At 36.8% G+C, this 18,211-nt stretch carries 17 protein-coding genes; 1 reads left to right on the forward strand and 16 read right to left on the reverse strand.

Annotated elements, in window-relative coordinates; all coding sequences use genetic code 11:
* Positions 1–258: 258 nt before the first annotated feature.
* The 16 genes from glpD to K5S59_RS28855 all read right to left on the reverse strand — a co-directional run bounded on the left by glpD (position 259) and on the right by K5S59_RS28855 (position 15,637).
* A complete protein-coding gene (gene glpD / locus K5S59_RS28780; protein ID WP_000672826.1) occupies positions 259–1,941 on the reverse strand; it encodes an aerobic glycerol-3-phosphate dehydrogenase in 1,683 nt (560 codons plus the stop codon).
* Between the two features lie 133 nt (positions 1,942–2,074).
* Entirely contained in the window at positions 2,075–3,565 is a 1,491-nt protein-coding gene (gene glpK / locus K5S59_RS28785) for a glycerol kinase GlpK (protein ID WP_000760000.1), read from the reverse strand.
* Between the two features lie 12 nt (positions 3,566–3,577).
* Positions 3,578–4,399: a glycerol uptake facilitator protein GlpF gene (gene glpF / locus K5S59_RS28790; protein WP_001272205.1), complete on the reverse strand. Its 822-nt coding sequence runs from the start codon at positions 4,397–4,399 to the stop codon at positions 3,578–3,580.
* A gap of 229 nt (positions 4,400–4,628) precedes the next feature.
* A complete protein-coding gene (gene glpP, locus K5S59_RS28795; RefSeq protein WP_000394296.1) occupies positions 4,629–5,189 on the reverse strand; it encodes a glycerol uptake operon antiterminator GlpP in 561 nt (186 codons plus the stop codon).
* 78 nt (positions 5,190–5,267) lie between these two features.
* Positions 5,268–5,717: a helix-turn-helix domain-containing protein gene (locus K5S59_RS28800; RefSeq protein ID WP_098258322.1), complete on the reverse strand. Its 450-nt coding sequence runs from the start codon at positions 5,715–5,717 to the stop codon at positions 5,268–5,270.
* Between the two features lie 507 nt (positions 5,718–6,224).
* Positions 6,225–7,298 carry a DUF3994 domain-containing protein gene (locus K5S59_RS28805; RefSeq protein WP_120449633.1) on the reverse strand — a complete coding sequence of 358 codons (1,074 nt, stop codon included), beginning with the start codon at positions 7,296–7,298 and terminating at the stop codon, positions 6,225–6,227.
* A 28-nt stretch (positions 7,299–7,326) separates the two neighbouring features.
* Complete coding sequence (locus K5S59_RS28810) at positions 7,327–7,992, reverse strand: DUF7018 domain-containing (lipo)protein (protein ID WP_000865196.1); 666 nt, start codon at positions 7,990–7,992, stop codon at positions 7,327–7,329.
* A gap of 288 nt (positions 7,993–8,280) precedes the next feature.
* Positions 8,281–9,132: a DUF2935 domain-containing protein gene (locus tag K5S59_RS28815; protein ID WP_000554482.1), complete on the reverse strand. Its 852-nt coding sequence runs from the start codon at positions 9,130–9,132 to the stop codon at positions 8,281–8,283.
* A gap of 190 nt (positions 9,133–9,322) precedes the next feature.
* The gene (locus tag K5S59_RS28820) at positions 9,323–9,523 is read right to left on the reverse strand and encodes a sporulation YhaL family protein (protein ID WP_000449229.1); all 201 of its coding nucleotides are present in this window, start codon (positions 9,521–9,523) and stop codon (positions 9,323–9,325) included.
* A gap of 154 nt (positions 9,524–9,677) precedes the next feature.
* Complete coding sequence (locus K5S59_RS28825; RefSeq protein WP_098146519.1) at positions 9,678–10,550, reverse strand: alpha/beta fold hydrolase; 873 nt, start codon at positions 10,548–10,550, stop codon at positions 9,678–9,680.
* Between the two features lie 236 nt (positions 10,551–10,786).
* Positions 10,787–10,996 carry a Phr family secreted Rap phosphatase inhibitor gene (locus K5S59_RS28830; protein ID WP_098258320.1) on the reverse strand — a complete coding sequence of 70 codons (210 nt, stop codon included), beginning with the start codon at positions 10,994–10,996 and terminating at the stop codon, positions 10,787–10,789.
* Positions 10,996–12,090: a response regulator aspartate phosphatase gene (locus tag K5S59_RS28835; protein WP_000500574.1), complete on the reverse strand. Its 1,095-nt coding sequence runs from the start codon at positions 12,088–12,090 to the stop codon at positions 10,996–10,998. Before K5S59_RS28835 ends, K5S59_RS28830 begins: the two co-directional genes overlap by 1 nt.
* Before the next feature lie 255 nt (positions 12,091–12,345).
* Complete coding sequence (locus tag K5S59_RS28840; protein ID WP_120449631.1) at positions 12,346–13,323, reverse strand: ring-cleaving dioxygenase; 978 nt, start codon at positions 13,321–13,323, stop codon at positions 12,346–12,348.
* Positions 13,324–13,365: 42 nt separating this feature from the next.
* Positions 13,366–14,310 (reverse strand): ring-cleaving dioxygenase, encoded by a 945-nt coding sequence (locus tag K5S59_RS28845; RefSeq protein WP_000273002.1) that lies wholly within the window; start codon positions 14,308–14,310, stop codon positions 13,366–13,368.
* A gap of 774 nt (positions 14,311–15,084) precedes the next feature.
* Positions 15,085–15,285, reverse strand: coding sequence for a helix-turn-helix transcriptional regulator (locus K5S59_RS28850; RefSeq protein WP_000172689.1), 201 nt, complete (start codon positions 15,283–15,285; stop codon positions 15,085–15,087).
* Complete coding sequence (locus K5S59_RS28855) at positions 15,254–15,637, reverse strand: DUF3796 domain-containing protein (RefSeq protein ID WP_000791539.1); 384 nt, start codon at positions 15,635–15,637, stop codon at positions 15,254–15,256. The genes K5S59_RS28850 and K5S59_RS28855 overlap by 32 nt, the downstream gene beginning before the upstream one ends.
* 741 nt (positions 15,638–16,378) lie before the next feature.
* Here K5S59_RS28855 and ltrA point away from each other — a divergent pair.
* A complete protein-coding gene (gene ltrA / locus K5S59_RS28860) occupies positions 16,379–18,025 on the forward strand; it encodes a group II intron reverse transcriptase/maturase (RefSeq protein ID WP_001097732.1) in 1,647 nt (548 codons plus the stop codon).
* The last annotated feature ends 186 nt before the right edge of the window (positions 18,026–18,211 follow it).

The following is an 18,211-nucleotide window of genomic DNA, read 5'->3' on the forward strand; positions in this document are numbered from 1 at the left end:
ACAAATTGGGTGCGGTTCACTTCGTGGAAAAGGTAAGGGCGGTTCTCGGCTAAAACGTTAATGTAATTGTCTTATAACCGCACCTACTACCACCACAATAGTAAGTTAGGTTACAAAGGCAGAAGTTTCTCAGGCTTCTGTCTTCTTTATTTTATGCAAAATTCATATTATATACTCTATCATCATTGTAACACATTCTAATTATTTTTAGTCAAGAGAAAAAACACCTAAAGGGCTCTCCTTCAGGTGTTTCTCTTTTTACGCTAACGCAGCCGCCTGTTCTTGTTGATCTACAGGAATTACAGCGTCTGTTAATGCTTTTTCTAATTCTGCTGTGTATTTCATTTGCTCTTCTTTGCTCCAGCCTAGTTTCGCAGCCATGTAGTTGATTACTGCTTCTTTCCACTCGTATACCCAGTGGATATTGAAGAATACAGCGCCTCTGCGGCGTACGAAGAAGTCAACTGGTTTTGCTGTCATTTCGTAATCCATTGCGTATACAAGCGGGATTAGAACTTCTAGCGGCATGTTGTATTCTTTCGCTTCGTCTTTATGTTTTTTCGCTAAGTCGAATAGTACGTCTACGTTAGAGCCGTAGAATTTCGCGAATTCTTCTGCTTGTGCTGTCGTTAAACCGTATTTCGTACCTTCGCCTGCTTTTTTCGCAACGAATGCTGGGAATCCGTGTGAACCACTTACATGTCCACCAGAGATTGGCATATGTTTCGTATCGCTCTTCGGATATGCACTATGACCCTCTTTTTGTAGTAAGTTCGTTACGTAGTCTACTACCATTTCAGCCATTTTGCGGTATCCAGTTAATTTACCACCTGCGATTGTAATTAAACCAGATTCAGAAGTCCAAATTTCATCTTTACGAGAAATTTCAGATGCATTCTTACCTTCTTCATAAATTAACGGACGTACACCAGCCCAGCTTGACTCCACATCTTTTTCTGTAATTTTCACGCTTGGGAACATGTAGTTAATCGCATTAATGATGTATGTGCGATCTTCTGTTGTCATGTGCGGTACAGCTGCGTCTTTATCATAGAACGTATCTGTTGTACCTACGTATGTTTTTCCACCGCGAGGAATCGCGAACACCATACGTTTATCTGGTGTATCGAAGTAAATAGCTTGCCCTAATGGGAAACGTTTTTGATCAATTACTAAGTGAACACCTTTTGATAACTGAAGTACTTTTCCTTTTTTAGAGTTATCTTTTTCACGAAGTGTATCTACCCAAGGACCAGCTGCGTTTACAATTTTCTTACCGTACACTTCATATACTTCTCCGTCTAGTAAATCGATTACACGTACACCACATACTTTTCCATCTTTATATAAGAAACTGTCTACTTTTGCGTAGTTAACAGCTTTCGCACCGTGTTCAATTGCTTCTTTCATTACTTCAATTGTAAGACGCGCATCGTCTGTACGATATTCTACGTAGTAACCGCCGCCTTTTAATCCTTCTTTTTTCACAAGAGGCTCTTTGTTTAATGTTTCTTCACGGTTAAACATTTTTCTGCGCTCGCTTCGCTTTACGCCTGCTAAGAAGTCGTATACACGAAGACCAATTGATGTACTGAATGATCCGAACGTACCGCCTGTATGGAACGGAAGTAACATCCACTCTGGTGTTGTTACATGGGGACCGTTCTCATATACGATCGCACGCTCTTTACCCACCTCTGCTACCATTTTCACTTCAAGTTGTTTTAAATAACGTAGACCACCGTGTACAAGCTTCGTTGAACGACTTGATGTACCTGCTGCAAAGTCCTGCATTTCAAACACAATTGTTGATAACCCGCGTGTTGCTCCATCTAATGCAATACCAGAACCAGTAATACCTCCACCAATTACGATCACATCTAACTCTTGTTTATTTACTCCGTTTAATACGTCTTTACGTTGTTTACTTGAAAATTTCATGGTAATTCCTCCCTTTGATAACGAAAAAAGAGACCACAAACTCCGCTATAGATTTCGCCTCTATAGCGCGTTGTGGTCTCTCCAAATCTCCTACCGAATTATTAACTTGTCACCATTATAACACTGTTTATGATTATTTGAAAGCTTTTGTTGCTTCAATTGCTTTTTTCCATCCAGCATATAGCTCTTCGCTTGTTTCCGCTTCCATCGTTGGTTCAAAGCGTTTGTCCATATGCCACTGTTCTTTAATTTCATCTTGGTTTTTCCAATATCCAACCGCAAGACCAGCTAAGTACGCTGCACCTAAAGCTGTCGTTTCGTTGATTACTGGACGCTCTACAGGAACATCTAAAATATCACTTTGGAACTTCATTAAGAAGTTATTTTTAACTGCTCCACCATCAACGCGTAATGTTTTTAGTTCAATACCTGAATCTGCTTCCATTGCGCATAATACATCTTTCGTTTGGTACGCTAAAGATTCTAGTGTTGCACGAATGAAGTGCTCTTTCGTCGTACCGCGCGTTACACCAAACATAGCGCCGCGTACTTCACTATCCCAGTACGGTGTACCTAATCCTACGAATGCTGGTACAACGTATACACCGTCAGTTGATTCAACGCGAGAAGCATATACTTCACTCTCACTTGCATCTTTAAACATGCGCATTCCGTCACGTAACCACTGAATTGCAGAGCCTGCTACAAAAATACTTCCTTCTAATGCATAGTTTACTTTACCATCTATACCCCATGCAATTGTTGTTAATAGGCCATGCTCAGAAGCTACTGCTTTTTCACCTGTGTTCATTAACATGAAACAACCAGTTCCGTAAGTATTTTTCGCCATACCTTCACCGAAACAAGCTTGTCCAAATAATGCTGCTTGTTGGTCACCAGCTACACCTGCAATCGGTACATTTTGACCGAAGAAGTGATAGTCAATTGTTTCGCCATAAATTTCAGATGATGGACGTACTTCTGGAAGCATGCTCTTTGGCACTGTTAACATGTCTAGAAGCTCATCATCCCACTGTAAGTCGTGAATGTTAAACATTAATGTACGTGATGCATTTGAGTAATCCGTTACGTGCGCTTTACCGCCAGACAATTTCCATACAAGCCACGTATCAATCGTTCCGAATAATAGATCGCCGTTTTCTGCTTTTTCTCTTGCACCTTCAACATTATCTAAAATCCATTTTACTTTCGTACCAGAGAAGTATGCGTCAATTAAAAGACCTGTTTTTTCGCGAACCATTTCGCTATAACCTTTTTCTTTTAGCTCATCACAAATTTCAACTGTTTGACGAGATTGCCATACGATTGCGTTGTAAATTGGTTTTCCAGTCGTTTTATCCCATACAACCGCTGTTTCACGTTGGTTCGTAATACCGATACCAGCGATTTGTTCTGGTTTTACATCTGCTTCACTTAAGCAAGTTGCGATAACTGCTAAAATAGATCCCCAAATTTCTTGTGCGTTATGCTCTACCCAGCCTGGCTTTGGAAAATGTTGTGTAAACTCTTTTTGAGCTGAATGAACAATTTCACCTTTTTTATTGAACAGAATTGCGCGTGAGCTAGTTGTTCCTTGGTCTAATGAAAGAATATATTTTTTCATAATGGTTTCCCCCTATGCTACTTTTCTACTATTTGTATTGCTTTCACTTTTTTTACTTGTCATATAAGAGATTGCTAGTACAATCACAGTTGCAATAATCACATAAATAAGTGCTGCATTTTGTTTTCCTTCAAATACAACTTGATGGAATAATCCTGCAAGTGATCCACCTAGAATTGGACCAACTACTGGAATCCATGCATACTTCCAGTTCGAACCGCCTTTTCCTGCAATCGGAAGGAAGAAGTGTGCGATACGCGGACCTAAATCACGAGCGGGGTTGATCGCGTATCCTGTCGTTCCACCTAATGATAAACCAATACTTACAATTAAGAAACCTACGATAAATGGATTTAATCCATCTGCAAATTTATTTGCTCCAATTGCTAATATACCAAATACTAAAACGAATGTTCCAATCATTTCACTTAAAAGGTTTGTAAATGTGTTCGGAATTGCTGGGCCTGTTGCAAATACACCTAATTTTGTTCCTGGATCTTCTGTTTCTTTCCAGTGTGGTAAGTAATGTAAATATACAAGAACTGCCCCGATAATTGCCCCAATCATTTGTGCTGCGATATAACCTGGTACGTCACTCCATGGGAACGCTCCCTTAAATGCTAATCCTATCGTTAAAGCCGGATTCAAATGTGCCCCACTAATTGATCCAACTGCATACGCTGCCATAGCAACTGCTAAGCCCCAGCCCATTGTAATAACAATCCAACCAGAATCTTTCGCAAACGATTTCTTTAAACTTACACCAGCGCAAACGCCGCCACCAAGTAAGATTAACAATGCAGTCCCTACTAACTCTCCTAAAAATGCTGACATAGTATCCCTCCACAATCAATTTAAACGCTTCCAAATGTGATAGAGGTAAAATGAATGGCCATTCGTTTTTGTCAAAAGAAAAAGACCCACAGCTTTGCACGCTTCTATATAAATTTATATAGAAACAATGAAATGTGGATCTCTTCTTTTCTCCGTCACGTTTATTAACTTGTCTATAATGTTAACCTTTCATGAAAGCGGTGTCAACAGAATTTTTTTCACATTTTCGTCACTTTTTTTGGTAATGTTTCCATAGTTCTTTTTTTGATGTCGTAATTGCTGTCGCACCAGCACTTAAAGCTCTTTCAACATCTTGCACAGTACGAATAAAACCACCCGCTAAAATCGGGACACCAGTACGCTCTTTCACTTCAGCAATCACATCCGTTAGCGCACCAGGAAGCACCTCTATATAATCCGGCTTCGTCTTTTCTAGCAAATTACAGCTCTTTTCCATCGCGCTAGAATCAATTAAAAAGATGCGTTGAATTGAGACGACACCCTTTTGCTTCGCCTTCATAATCACGCTCGCCTTTGTCGACAGTAACCCGTACGGTTTATATTCTTGGCATAAAAACTCCGTCGCATGCCCATCACTTTGTAATCCATGAATCAAATCAACATGTAAAAACACCTTTTTACTATGCTGCTTCGCAAGTGACACAACACTCTTCAATTGACCAACATGAATATCTAAAATAACAATATACTCATACGAACTATGTAATAGCTTCTCCAAATCTTTAATTTGCCTCACTGCCGGCAAAATCTTCTGTTCATGAAATTCCATTCTATATCCCCTTCCTGTCTATTCTTTATAGTACACAATTTGAGTAGAAAGAACAGCTAGTGCGGGGAATTATTTCCTCTATCTATATATTTTCTTCAACTTATCAGAAGCAGTGCCACCTATGACCATTAAGATGAGAGGTAAAAAATTCATTACATATGGTGCATCTGCTACAAGTGTAATGCTCGCCCCGGCAAACTTATTTAACATCCATACAACGATTTTGGTAAGAAACAAAAATACTCCTAGCATGAATAGACTTTCGAAAAACACCTTCCATTTTGGATATGCTAATTGTTTACTATCTTCAATAACTTTCTGCGTCAACTCTTCATCGCTCCTTAGCAGTTCATCAATCGTAATACCGAACAAATCGCTTAAATGAATAATAATTTCAATGCTCGGATAGTTCTTTCCCGTCTCCCATTTCGAAACTGACTGCCTACTTACATGAATTTTTTCAGCCAAATCATGTTGCGACCAATTTCGTTTTTCTCGTTCTTCTTTTAAACGTTCACTAAACATCATACTGTGTTTATCACCTCTCTACGTCTAGTATGGTCAAATAACGGATGAAGAGTAAAGCGAGTTATCATTGCGTAAGTTGTGCAACTTCTGCGTTACAGGTTGTAATGGTGCTATGTAGTGTGTATATTTCATATGCTATGCTCCTATAATAATTTCCCGAACAATAATCGTGCTTCTTAACATTGTCGCTTTGTGTCGGTAAGTCGATATATTGAAAAAATCGTTGGTATATTTCAATTTATATTCGATATATTGGAAAAATCGTTGATATATTTTAGGAAATAAAAAAGTGGATAACAATACGTTATCCATTCTCCCCTAATTATAATAAAACCGAATCCTTATCACTATTCTGATTACCCTCCTTATCATTCTCCAAAAAGGAAATCGTTTTGTTGATTTCTCAACTTATACTAATATGGATAGCGCCAGGGAAATTACTGAAGAAATACAATTAGAACGAACAAAAACCCTGTAAAATTTATTACAGAGTTTTTTGCCAATTATTTATTGTTTTGCATAACGAATACGAACATTATCGTCCATATGATAAATTTGTAATGTGTTTCCATCATAGTTTTGTAATTTATACATCATACTATCATTTGTTAACTTTACTTCTTGACCGTCCTTAACTGCCTTGGTTACTTTTAAGGATAACTGGAATGACGGAACATCTACCGCATATGTTCCTGTTAGGTAGTTATCTTTATTCGGATAAGAACCATTCGCATAGGACTCAAATGTTTTATCACCTTTTAGTACTAACGTAGTTTTTACGCCACTACCGTAATCAACACCCCAATTCCCAATAATCTCAGTACCATCTTTGATGTTCTTCTCCATGTTTCCATAATTAATTCCTAACTCTTCACTTGTACCAACTGTACCTACAAATACTCCCGTTTTAGCTTGGCTTTTATCTGTTTGAGCCTGACTACCAGTAGTTGGGTTTGTCGGTGTAGAAGTACTTGTTGTACTATTAGATTTTTCTGTGGCTGTATCACCTTTTATTTCGGATCTTAACTTATCGAATGTAGGTTTCCAAATACGTTTTGCTTCCTCTAGTTTTGTATTTACTTTATTTAAGATTTCCTTATCAGTCTCTAAGCTGAAGCCTTTATCGTTGAATAACTTCTCTATTTCACTGAATGTTTCTCTTAGTTTACCTGTCGCTCTTTCAATCTCTTTTTGGTCTTCTTTATGTTTTGGCGGTGCGTAAATCTTCTCTATCTTATCAAATACTTTATAGATGTCTTTAATACTATCTAATACCTCAGCTTTTGATTTACTTCCATTTCTCAAATCTTTTACAGAAGCATCATAGTAATCAAAACGTCTTAACATATCCTGTTCAATGTCTAATAAATATTGTGCATAATCTTCATCTAAAACTCGAACCTTTTGAACATCTTTACTTTCTTCTTTCGAATTAGTTGATTTTTCTTTCGTTTCAGCAGCCTTAGATTTACTCGTTTCTTCTGTCTTTTCTTCTTTATTTGCCGAATCTTTCACTGTAACACAACCACTTAATAATATGGCAACTGGAACTGCAGCAGCTATTAGTTTCTTCACTTTCATACCTCATACCCCTTTAAGTCATTTATTCTTAGTTGGTTTTACTACCGATACTCTTCGCTGCTTCTTCAAACAGTTTTGAACCTTCTTGTGCTTTACTTAATGATTGATGCATTTTGCTCTCGTCTTCTTGGTCTAATGCATCAAAGAGAAGTTGGAAACAATCCGCATACAGTTCCATCGATTGCTTTATCTTCGCTTGTTCTCCCTGTAATTCAGGAGGCGCTTGTAGATTCTTCAGTTTCGTTGCAGTTGCCTTTGCTCCACCTAAACTCAGTTGTACTTCACTTTTCTTTTGTTTGTATGATTTTACATCTGAATCTGCTATTCCTTCAATTAACTTCATTGTATCTTCAATTTGAGTAGCACTGTTTATGATATCTGCCTTGTACCTTTCAACATCTGAACCAGTTACCTTACCAGTTGAAGAACTAGAAGAAGTTGAATTATTTGAAGCAGAACTTTGTTGACTACTTGATGAACTACTATTTGTACCTTCACCTTTCGCTACAGATAAGCTATCCTCTTTCTTGCTATCAGTTGACTTACTCTCTTTTTCAGCAGTCTTACTCTCTTTCTCTATCTTTTGTGTTTCTTCTTTATTTGGTTCAGCTTTCTTACCATCAGTTTCAATTGTAATACAACCACTCAATAACATAACTGGTAACGCTAAACTTACTAATTTCTTTACTTTCATGATTATTAATACCCCTTTATTTGTAAAATGTAGTGCAAACAAGTTAATATACTTAACTAATAAATTCTCCCAAATAATTTATTAGCATCTACTATCCATAGATTTCCTGTATATTCATAATCTTTCCATATATAATTTTACAGATAATTACATATTTGGTCAAAGAGATTTATGTAGTCTTTAAAGGGAAATTTATTAAACGAAGAAAAATTTTAATCACAAAAAAAGAAGCTAACCATAAACTGTTAACTTCTCAGCTGAAAATAAAATATTATCTTTCCTTATCTTCTAATATCTAGATTGGGATTGAATATTTGTAAGATGAACATCAAACATATCAATGATTTCAAGAAATCTATCAGCTTCACGGAAAACATGGTCTGCTAATAACGGATGAATGATACTCTTTATTTTACATTGCTCAATTAAATCACGTGCTGTTTTCTTAAAATCCCGAAGAGATGTAACCGACACACGATTTTGATCTAAAAATTGATCTAAAAGAGGGACTGTTTGGGATTGTGGCTTCATAGATTCCAAGTCAATTGCTTGATACATCAATTCATCAAAATCATTACTAAAATTCCGAGCTGTATCTACAAGCTTTCTTTCCGATGGATCAAGAAGATGACCAATAAATTTAGCATGGTCTGCCATAATCCTTAAAAAGAAAACATTTTCTTTAATAATAGCATCAGGAAGAGCATCTAATTTCCCTTCATTTAATTGTATTAAACGTTTTCTAAAATAATCAGCTTCCCTACTTGTATGGTCAACTAACAGCGGAAAGTTATTTTGTCCTGGCAATTTACATGTGAGAATTAACCCTAAAATTTTTCGTTTAAATCCCCAAATATTAGTTGCGGCTTGTTGTACTTCTGCATTAAATCTTTTTATTTGCTCAGGATCTGTTTCATTTGTATAGGAATGCGCTATTTGTTCAATATGTTCAAACAATCGATAAAATTGATTAGCCTCTTCGATTAGTTGCGTATCCTCGCATCTAAACCCTAAGCGAAGAAAAAAAGAATGCTCCTTCATGATTCTAGACCAAAAACGAATTTCATTTAATGAACGTTCAACAAACATTACAGACGTAACACCCGTATCAGGATGTAATGATGTTTCATCCCTATGCATTGTTAATCCCCCCCCGTAAATAGTGCGCTAGTTCCATTCTTATGAGGAAACATATATATAAATACCATCAATAAAGGTTCATGATGAATTTCGTATACATATAATATTAAATATAACCCGCTCCCAAAAAGAAAAAAGGCTACCACCTAGATGTAAAGTTCTACTAGGTAGTAGCCTTTCAAAATTTCTATTAAAGCAATACCGAATCTTTATCACTATCCTGGTTCCGCTTCTCTCGCTCTTCTTCTAAACGCTTCATATATACTTCGCCTTCTTTTTCGATAAACTCATTATCCATCTCTTGCTCTTTTTTTGAAGTATATAAAACCATGTAGCCACTTAATACGATCCCTACGATTACAAGATACACCCACCATGGTAAAGTTTCCACTGTACTTCATTCCTTTCCTTAGACAAGCCTTATTAGTTTCACTGTATGAGGAAAGAAGTGGATTTATGCTTAAAATTAACTGCCCATTAAAGTCCGATTGGTGAGGGCTGATAATCAGTGGGGGATGAAGAACCCCCCTGATTAAAGTTTCACTTTATTGCGGATTCTTCGCGAAGAACGCTTGTACATATTCCATAAACTCTATTGGTTCCTGGCGAAACGGTGCGTGGTATCCTTTTTCAATGATATGGAACGTACTATCCGTAAATAGCTGATGATACAGTTCACCATTTTTCCAAGAAACGCTCTTATCGTGTCGTCCCCATATAATTAAAGTCGGCACCTTAATTTTATCTGCTTCCATCGCGATGCGGCGCTCTCTCATTTTCGTAAGCTGATCATAATGCTCTTTATCGTCGCGACTATTTTTTACTGCATTTTTATTATAATCCGTAATCTCTGTTACAGTTTGTAAGTCTGTCGATAACGGCGGCACTTCATAACTTTCTTTTTGCTGGAAAGATTCTATCCCTGTAGAATCCGCTAAAATGAGATGCGTTACTGCATCCGGATATAAATACGCTAAATTTAGAGACATCTCTCCGCCCATCGAATGACCAAGTACTGCGAATTGATCGTATCCAAGTTTCTTCATTAGTTTATAATATAAATTCACTTGCGCAGGAAACGAATACTGAAAATCAACCGGCTTAGAAGAACGCCCAAATCCTAAAATATCAACCGCGATAATCGTGTGATCCTTTACAAGTTCCGGATAAATATCACTAAATCCATCAGATGAACCACCAAACCCGTGAAGCATAAGTAAAGGCGGCTTCCCCTCACCAATTTGCTTAAAATAAATCGTCTGCCCATCAATCTGCGCCATACTCTCTTTCGTATTCAGCTTCATCATAACAGTATTTTTCACTTCTCCAACCTTCGCAATCGGCTTATCAACGAAGTTACATACGATTAACAAAACGAGCACAATACCGCTAATGAAATAAAATTTAAACCGTTTCAAATTCCCGTCTCCTTTCTCTTGTTGCTATTTAAAGTTTTTACATTATTTGGTTGTTTTATGATTAATTTTAATTGTAACTATAACAGTTACAATTATATTAAAAAAATATTACTCACTTCTATTAGTGATGGTTATTTTGTAACTATTATAGTTACATATTTAAAGTAAGTCAATTCTTTTCTCTACATGACCTAAAAATAGAAAGGGACTTCATGTTGAAGTCCCTTTCTTTGTTATTATAGCTGGCTTACTCCGCCGCCATCTCCTCTATTGAAATTGGCTAGCGCTCCTCCACCGTCCCCGACACTTACATAGTCTGGTCTTGCTGGCGCTCCACCTGTATCTCCTCGACTAGCGTATTGATTAGATTCAGTAGAATTGTTTAAGCCTATCGCTAAAGTCCCCAAAAGTGCTAATCCTGTTATTACTTTACTAAGTTTTTTCATTATTTCAAAGCTCCCTTTTCTAAATATTTTTCATTTGCTTTATTATTTATATAAAAATATTTACTTGCTTTGATATGATTATCTTCTTCATAAAATTGCATTGCTAATTTTTCACTGTATTCTTTTATACATTCTAACAGATTTTTACTTTCAAAATACGCAATGCTTTCTAATACAATTTTCTCTATTTCATTCGCATTAGAGCCCTTATTCAATTCTTCCAATATCATAAAACGATATTGAAATTCTTTATTTTTTAATTCATTACATATTTCAATTCCCATCGCAATATATTTTTGCGCTAACTCAACTTTACCCAATTTACAATACTCTTCAGCCACTGTAAAAATCGATTTATAATGTTTAGGTAATTTCTCAGCAACTTCAGAAGCATGTCGAATTGCTAAATCAGATAGATTTTGAGTACCATATAACCAACCTAAATTGTTTCTAATCATCAGAACGTACTTTTTATGATTTACTCTTTGGAATACATCTAAAGCAATATTAAAACTTTCTTCTGCTAATTCAAATTGCTTTAATTCCACGCAACATAAACCATATATATTTTCACATAATGCAACATTAATTTGGTACCCAGGATGATTTACAAATTCTTCTTTCGCTTTTTGAATGTGGTGAATAGCTTTCACTTGCTGGTATGTATGGTAGTAAAATTCACCTAAACGATAATTAAATTCTGCTTTTTCACAAGGATTTTGAATGTATTCTAATAATTTTGCTGCCTGTTCAAATTCTTTACTAGCTTCCTCATAATTTTCAACCATTCTAAAATAAAGCGCTTTAAATAAATGATAATAATAAGCTAGCACACCTTCTTGAGGAGCTTCAAAAGATTCTACTTGATTAAAGTTACCTTCTTTAATGGAAACCCAATCATTCAAAACTTGATACCTAAAATTCAACAAAGCATGATAAAGCAATACATCCTGATCCACATCCAGCCCACTAATCTTACTATCAATCTCCTCTTTCATTTCTGTGGCTTTCTCTATATTTTGCTGCAACATTACACAATACCAATCATCTAAAGAATGTTTCATTTGCTCCCGTGTTACTACGTCTGCTCCCATACACCTGCATCTCCTTTTCTCAAACTTACAAAATTAGGATATTTATACAATTATCCAAATTGTATATTACCACCCCTTTTCTATGTATTGAAAAATAATTGTCAGAAAATTTATAATTTAAATGAATTATACCAAATATTTCTATTTTAAAAACTTGAGAAACATTTTTCAGAAAATTTTATAGACCAAATAAAAAAACAAGCAGTTCCAGCGATCAGCTAAAACTACTTGCTCTCCTACTTACTATCTCTATTGTTACTCTTTAATAAATTCCTTCGTGCTTCTTACTGTATCAATTGGACGAACTAATTTTTCGATTTCTTCACGTTTTGGCTCTAGGAACGGAGGTAATGATAATTTTTCGCCAAGTGTTTCATATGGCTCATCTCCCATAAATCCTGGGCCGTCTGTTGCAAATTCAAATAAAATTTGCGGTGCTACTCTTGCGTATAATGATTCGAAGAAGTGACGATCTACATATCCAGATGACGGAAGACCAACGCTACCGATTCTCTCAATCCACTCTTCTAATACAGCACGATTTTCTACGCGGAATGCAGCATGGTGCACTGTACCAAAACCTTGTCTTGCTTCTGGAAGAGCCGTATTATGTTCTACAATGACAGAAGCACCGTTTCCGCCTTCGTTTACTTCAAATAAATAGAATTCTCCTTCTTGCGCAATCTCTTTAAATAATAGAACTTTTTCTAACACTTCTTTAAAGAAACTAAAGTTTGCGATGCGGATAAATACAGGTCCTAAGCCAGTAATTGCATATTCTAATGGAACTGGACCGTTTTGCCACGGTGTACCTGATTCTATCCCATTATCTAATTCATCCGAGATTAATTGATAGTGTTGATCATCAAAGTCAACGAACGAAAGAGTTTTCTTACCAAATTGCTCTTTAATTCCTGTATGCTCCACTTCAAGACGGTCAAAACGGTTCACCCAATACGCTAATGCTGCATCAGTTGGAACGCGGAATGAAGTTTTTGAAATTTCATTTGTACCGTGTACTCCTTTTGGAATACCTGGGAAGTCAAAGAATGTCATATCCGTTCCTGCACTACCTTTATCATCTGCGAAGAATAAATGGTACGTTTGAATATCATCTTGGTTTACTGTTTTTTTAACTAAACGCATTCCTAAAACGTGAGTGAAAAACTCATAGTTCTTTTCTGCACTACTTGTAATTGCTGTAACATGGTGAATTCCTTTTAATTGGTTCATTTTATATTCCCCCAGTGGTTTTAAATTTTATTTTCTCTTCTATTATTTCTCTTCAATAGGTGCTAATTTTGCTTCAATTTCTGCTCGCTTTTCTTCTAAGAACGGTGGTAAATCAAGTTTTTCTCCTAAATGCTCTACATCTCCATCAACCGTAAATCCTGGTCCATCTGTCGCAATTTCAAATAGGATTCCGTTTGATTCGCGGAAGTATAAGCTTTTAAAGTAGAAACGATCGATAATACCTGAAGAATGGAAACCTTTTTGTATCACCTGTTCTTCCCAATAAGCTAGCTCTGCATCGTTTTTTACACGAATTGCTAAATGGTGAATGCTACCACGGCCTGGCTTTTCAGTAGGACCATCTAAATATTTCACAACGATTTCTCCGAAGGCCTCTCCCTTAATAGACTGGAAAATCGCTTCTTCGTCATTTCGGCTAACTTCTGTATAACCAAATATATCTGTTAGTGTACTCGCCAGTTTATCCAGTCTACGCACTGTCATTTCCACAGAACCCATTCCTTGAATTTGATGTTCAGCAGGAACTTCTGATTTCTCCCACGTTTCCCAGTGCTCCACTTTTTCTCCGTTTGAAACGATTAGCACGAGGCGAAGACCTTCAGCATCCTCAAATTGCAAAGCAGGACGATTTGCATATGTTGTTATTTCGCTATGTTTCACACCAAATTTCTCAAATCTTTCTTTCCAGTAATGTAAGCTTTCCTCTGAAGGAACGAGTAATCCGATTCCCGTAATTGCATTCGTACCACGGTACGTTTTTCCTACTAAAGGCATTTCAAAAAATGATAGTTCCGTACCTGGGCTTCCTGTTCTATCTCCGTAAAATAAGTGATACATCGATGGATCATCTTGGTTTACCGTCATTTTCACACGACGTAAACCAAGTACGTTTTTATAAAAATGATTATTCTCACTTCCGTTTTTTGTAACCATTGAAATGTGATGATGCCCTTTAATTTCATACATTGATAATTCCTCCGTTTCATTTTACTAGTCAAGTGATATCTAAAAAATAATATGCTTCTTAGCTTTTCAATTTATTCTCATTATGTTTTTGTAAATTCATCTTAGTTTTTACTGAATAAGTTACTTCGTTTTTTTAATCGAAAGCAAGTGAGTGTATGTTTTTCATATGACTCAATCGCTTTCGTTACTATCACTTTACAACTCAAGTGATTAAAAAGCAAGTAATTTATCTCAAATTCGAGATATTTTTTTATCGCATAACATTTTGGACTGGAGAATGATGGATTTCTATATGGGATAGCGCCACAAAAATGTGGATTTACAACGCCAAGTCCATTTTCATTTTTTCCATAAATCGGAAAGTATCGATTTTGTTAACCCTACCCTTTATTTAGAAAAAGCTGTTCTTTTAAGATCAAATAACTAACGTTCTTGGATTAAAAACTCGCGAAATTCTTGGTTTCAGGACATTATAAAATTCATAAGTTGATGGATGTGAGATATCGCCAGCATTTTTGAAAAAAACACGCTAAGAGTATGCGAGATTTTATACAGTTTTTTCGTTAATCCAATAACAGACAAAAACCCTAAAACCGCACCAGAATAGGAATGTATAAAAAATTGCATAGATTGATAGAACAAAAAAAGGAGGTTCCCTTGTGAGAGTAAGGTTCCTCCTTTTTCCTTGCTACCGATAATAGGACGTTATGTTAACCGAGAATGAATAGAACATTCATCATTTTTTCTCTTGTATTCGCTTGTACTAGAATTAAACTAATCTTCAAACCAAAATAACACTTCAATAGGTGCTTTTAAAACTTTTGCAATATCGTAAGCCAATTTTAATGAAGGGTTATATTTTCCGTTTTCGAGATTACCAATTGTTTCTCTTCTAACTCCAACTTTATTAGCTAAATCTCCTTGGGACATATTTAACTTTACCCTATATTCTTTCATCCGAGTAATCAGCGTCATCCTGCATCCCTTTCTTTTCTCTATGTTCAAATATTTCTAAATTAATTAGAAAAGTTCCTAACGGTATTAAAATTGAAAGTCCAAAAAATAAACGAATTACATGTACATTTTCAAAAATAGAAACACTTAAGAGTAGTATACTACCAAATATTAGTGTTACAAAAAATGCCCTTGTAGCGGCCATACGAACATGCAGTATAAAAAGCTCATCTGGTATAACTTTTGCGTATAAAAAAAAGAAAAAGAATAGGAAATAGTAGTGAGGCGAAAACGAATTTTCACTTAAAAATGAGAAAGGTGCCAAAAAACCTAAAAAACCAATAAACCCTAAGTAAGCTAATTTGTTTTTCATATAAGATCCCCTTTGTGATTTATTTCGCTCTTTATGTGATAAATATATCACATAAAGAGCGAAATAAAAAGGAATTGAAACAGTACATCTTTGTTTCAAACTAATACTTTTAACTTCCCATAACGAGAATTATGGTGCGACAAGAAGTCGCATTCCCACAGGGTAGCTTCTGCTACTAGATTAGATGCAAAGTCTATCTCCATCCGAAACTGCGGACTTGGTAACGGGCTCGTGGGTTGCATGAGGAAATGTGGAAACAGAGAGTCTGTACATGACTCGGAATACCGCTAGGAGAAGACAGGTACGGTGAACGAGAGTGAAGGCTCGTAAGCTTCGTAATCGTTAGCTTGGGATAATGTACAGCTCTACCCAGGTCTTGATAAGAGGAAAGGCATTCTCATAATACTGCCGCGTTGCATCCCGCAACTTATCCGGAGTAAAGAGTCCACCTAACCCTGTCGTATCTGTGGAATGTGAAACTTGGTAAGCCCTATGTCATCTGCGCAAGCAGTAGGATGACTGTAAAGTCAAACGATGTGGCAGAGGGTAAAGGATATAAGAGAAAGCAAAAGCCGCTAGCCGAAAGGAAACAGGAAAGCATAGAAATATGTATAACTGAGCGGATATTGTCGTCCTTACGGACAAACCCATGACAAGCCTGAAAGGGAGCCCACTTCTTATAGGTCTTCAACATGGAAATACATTTGTAAGTTATCTTCTGACGAATAGGAGCGTGCAGTTATGAACACCTCAGAACGAGCGTCGGCGCACGTCTCGTATACAAACTGGAAAGCAGTTCAGATGTATGTGACGAAGTTACGACAAAGAATTTACCGTGCCGAACAGTTACAGCAACAAAGAAAGGTAAGAAAACTTCAACGCTTACTCATGAGAAGCGAAGCAAACTTACTGTTATCAATTAGACGAGTAACACAGCAGAATAAAGGAAAGCGAACAGCAGGTGTTGATGAACATACAGCCTTGAGTCGCAGAGAAAGAAATCTTCTCTATGAGCAACTCAAAAAGTTAAATACGCTACAACACCGACCAAAACCAGCAAAACGTATATACATTGTGAAGAAAAACGGAAAATTGCGACCGTTGGGCATCCCAACTATAAAGGATAGGGTATATCAAAATATAGTGCGAAATGCCCTTGAACCACAGTGGGAAGCCAGATTTGAAGCTATTTCTTACGGGTTTCGTCCTAAGCGAAGTACCCATGATGCCATACGAAGCATTTTCAATAGAATCAACGGGGGCACAAAGAAGAAATGGATATTTGAAGGAGATTTTCAGGGCTGTTTTGATCATCTCAACCATGAGTGGATACTCAAACAAACTTCTTACTTCCCAGGAAGAAAACTATTGAAGCGATGGCTCAAGATGGGATACATGGAGCAAAGCTTTTTCGCGGAAACGCAAGAAGGTACTCCGCAAGGAGGAATTATCTCGCCACTTCTCGCTAACATTGCCCTTCATGGAATGGAAGAAACCTTGGGAATTACTTACAAGAAAAACTATAAAGCTAATGATAGTTATATTATGAATCCTGCTTGCAAATTTACCCTTATCCGTTACGCAGATGATTTTGTGGTCTTAACGGAGACAAAAGAACAAGCACTCTCTGTATATATGAGACTTCGTCCCTACTTAAAGGACAGGGGATTGGAATTAAGCCCTGAAAAGACGAAGGTTACACATATTGAGGAAGGATTTGAGTTCCTAGGATTCTTGATTCGGCAGTACCAAACTGAACAGGGGAATAAACTGTTCATCAAACCAAGTAAGGGCAGTAGACAGAAAGCGAAGAAGAAAATTGGAGATACTTTACGTGTCATGAGGGGTCAACCCATCGGAGAAATCATCCGAGTGCTTAATCCTATTATCAGAGGATACGGGCAATACTGGAAACATGTCGTTTCTAAGAAAATCTTTGGTACAATGGATAGCTATATCTATTGGAGAATCGGCAAACATCTTCGACAGCTCCATCCAAAGAAGTCGTGGAAATGGATATATGCAAGATATTACAGGCATCCACATCATGGTGGAAATGCTTGGACACCAACCTGCCCGAAAACAAATATCCAACTCTTACATATGTCATGGATTAAGATTGAGAGACACAACATGGTGAAATTCAAAAATAGTCCTGATGACCCAACATTGAAAGAATACTGGGAAAAAAGAGACCGTAAGGTATTTGATACGGAAAACACGATGGATAGAATGAAGCTGGCTAGAAAACAAGGTTACCGCTGCGCTATCTGCAAAACTCCACTACAAAACGGGGAAAAGGTAGTCGTAAAAGACATGCCTGTTCCGCAACACCTCATATTGTCTAATTTAAACTTAAAATTAGTTCACTTACCTTGCCTATACTAAAGGGACTGAAATCGGATAAAAAGAAGGCTTGAGCCGTATGATGGGAAACTGTCACGTACGGTTCTGAGGGGAGTTGGGGGCAGCGATGCCCCCCGCTTACCCGACTAAATAAGCTGCCCATATGGACAGTTTATTGTATTTTTTACTTAGCATATTTTTTCTGAACTGCTGACGGTACTCAACTAA

Origin of the sequence: Bacillus sp. BML-BC051 (assembly GCF_019656175.1) — a bacterium.
Classification (GTDB): domain Bacteria; phylum Bacillota; class Bacilli; order Bacillales; family Bacillaceae_G; genus Bacillus_A; species Bacillus_A mobilis.

Coding starts and splice junctions, on each gene's coding strand:
- glpD (WP_000672826.1), bottom strand. CDS start 1,941: ATGAAATTTTCAAGTAAACAACGTAAAGACGTATTAAACGGAGTAAAT.
- glpK (WP_000760000.1), bottom strand. CDS start 3,565: ATGAAAAAATATATTCTTTCATTAGACCAAGGAACAACTAGCTCACGC.
- glpF (WP_001272205.1), bottom strand. CDS start 4,399: ATGTCAGCATTTTTAGGAGAGTTAGTAGGGACTGCATTGTTAATCTTA.
- glpP (WP_000394296.1), bottom strand. CDS start 5,189: ATGGAATTTCATGAACAGAAGATTTTGCCGGCAGTGAGGCAAATTAAA.
- K5S59_RS28800 (WP_098258322.1), bottom strand. CDS start 5,717: ATGATGTTTAGTGAACGTTTAAAAGAAGAACGAGAAAAACGAAATTGG.
- K5S59_RS28805 (WP_120449633.1), bottom strand. CDS start 7,298: ATGAAAGTGAAGAAACTAATAGCTGCTGCAGTTCCAGTTGCCATATTA.
- K5S59_RS28810 (WP_000865196.1), bottom strand. CDS start 7,992: ATGAAAGTAAAGAAATTAGTAAGTTTAGCGTTACCAGTTATGTTATTG.
- K5S59_RS28815 (WP_000554482.1), bottom strand. CDS start 9,132: ATGCATAGGGATGAAACATCATTACATCCTGATACGGGTGTTACGTCT.
- K5S59_RS28830 (WP_098258320.1), bottom strand. CDS start 10,996: ATGAAAAAACTTAGTAAAGTAATAACAGGATTAGCACTTTTGGGGACT.
- K5S59_RS28835 (WP_000500574.1), bottom strand. CDS start 12,090: ATGGGAGCAGACGTAGTAACACGGGAGCAAATGAAACATTCTTTAGAT.
- K5S59_RS28840 (WP_120449631.1), bottom strand. CDS start 13,323: ATGAACCAATTAAAAGGAATTCACCATGTTACAGCAATTACAAGTAGT.
- K5S59_RS28845 (WP_000273002.1), bottom strand. CDS start 14,310: ATGTATGAAATTAAAGGGCATCATCACATTTCAATGGTTACAAAAAAC.
- K5S59_RS28850 (WP_000172689.1), bottom strand. CDS start 15,285: ATGACGCTGATTACTCGGATGAAAGAATATAGGGTAAAGTTAAATATG.
- K5S59_RS28855 (WP_000791539.1), bottom strand. CDS start 15,637: ATGAAAAACAAATTAGCTTACTTAGGGTTTATTGGTTTTTTAGGTTTT.
- ltrA (WP_001097732.1), top strand. CDS start 16,379: ATGAACACCTCAGAACGAGCGTCGGCGCACGTCTCGTATACAAACTGG.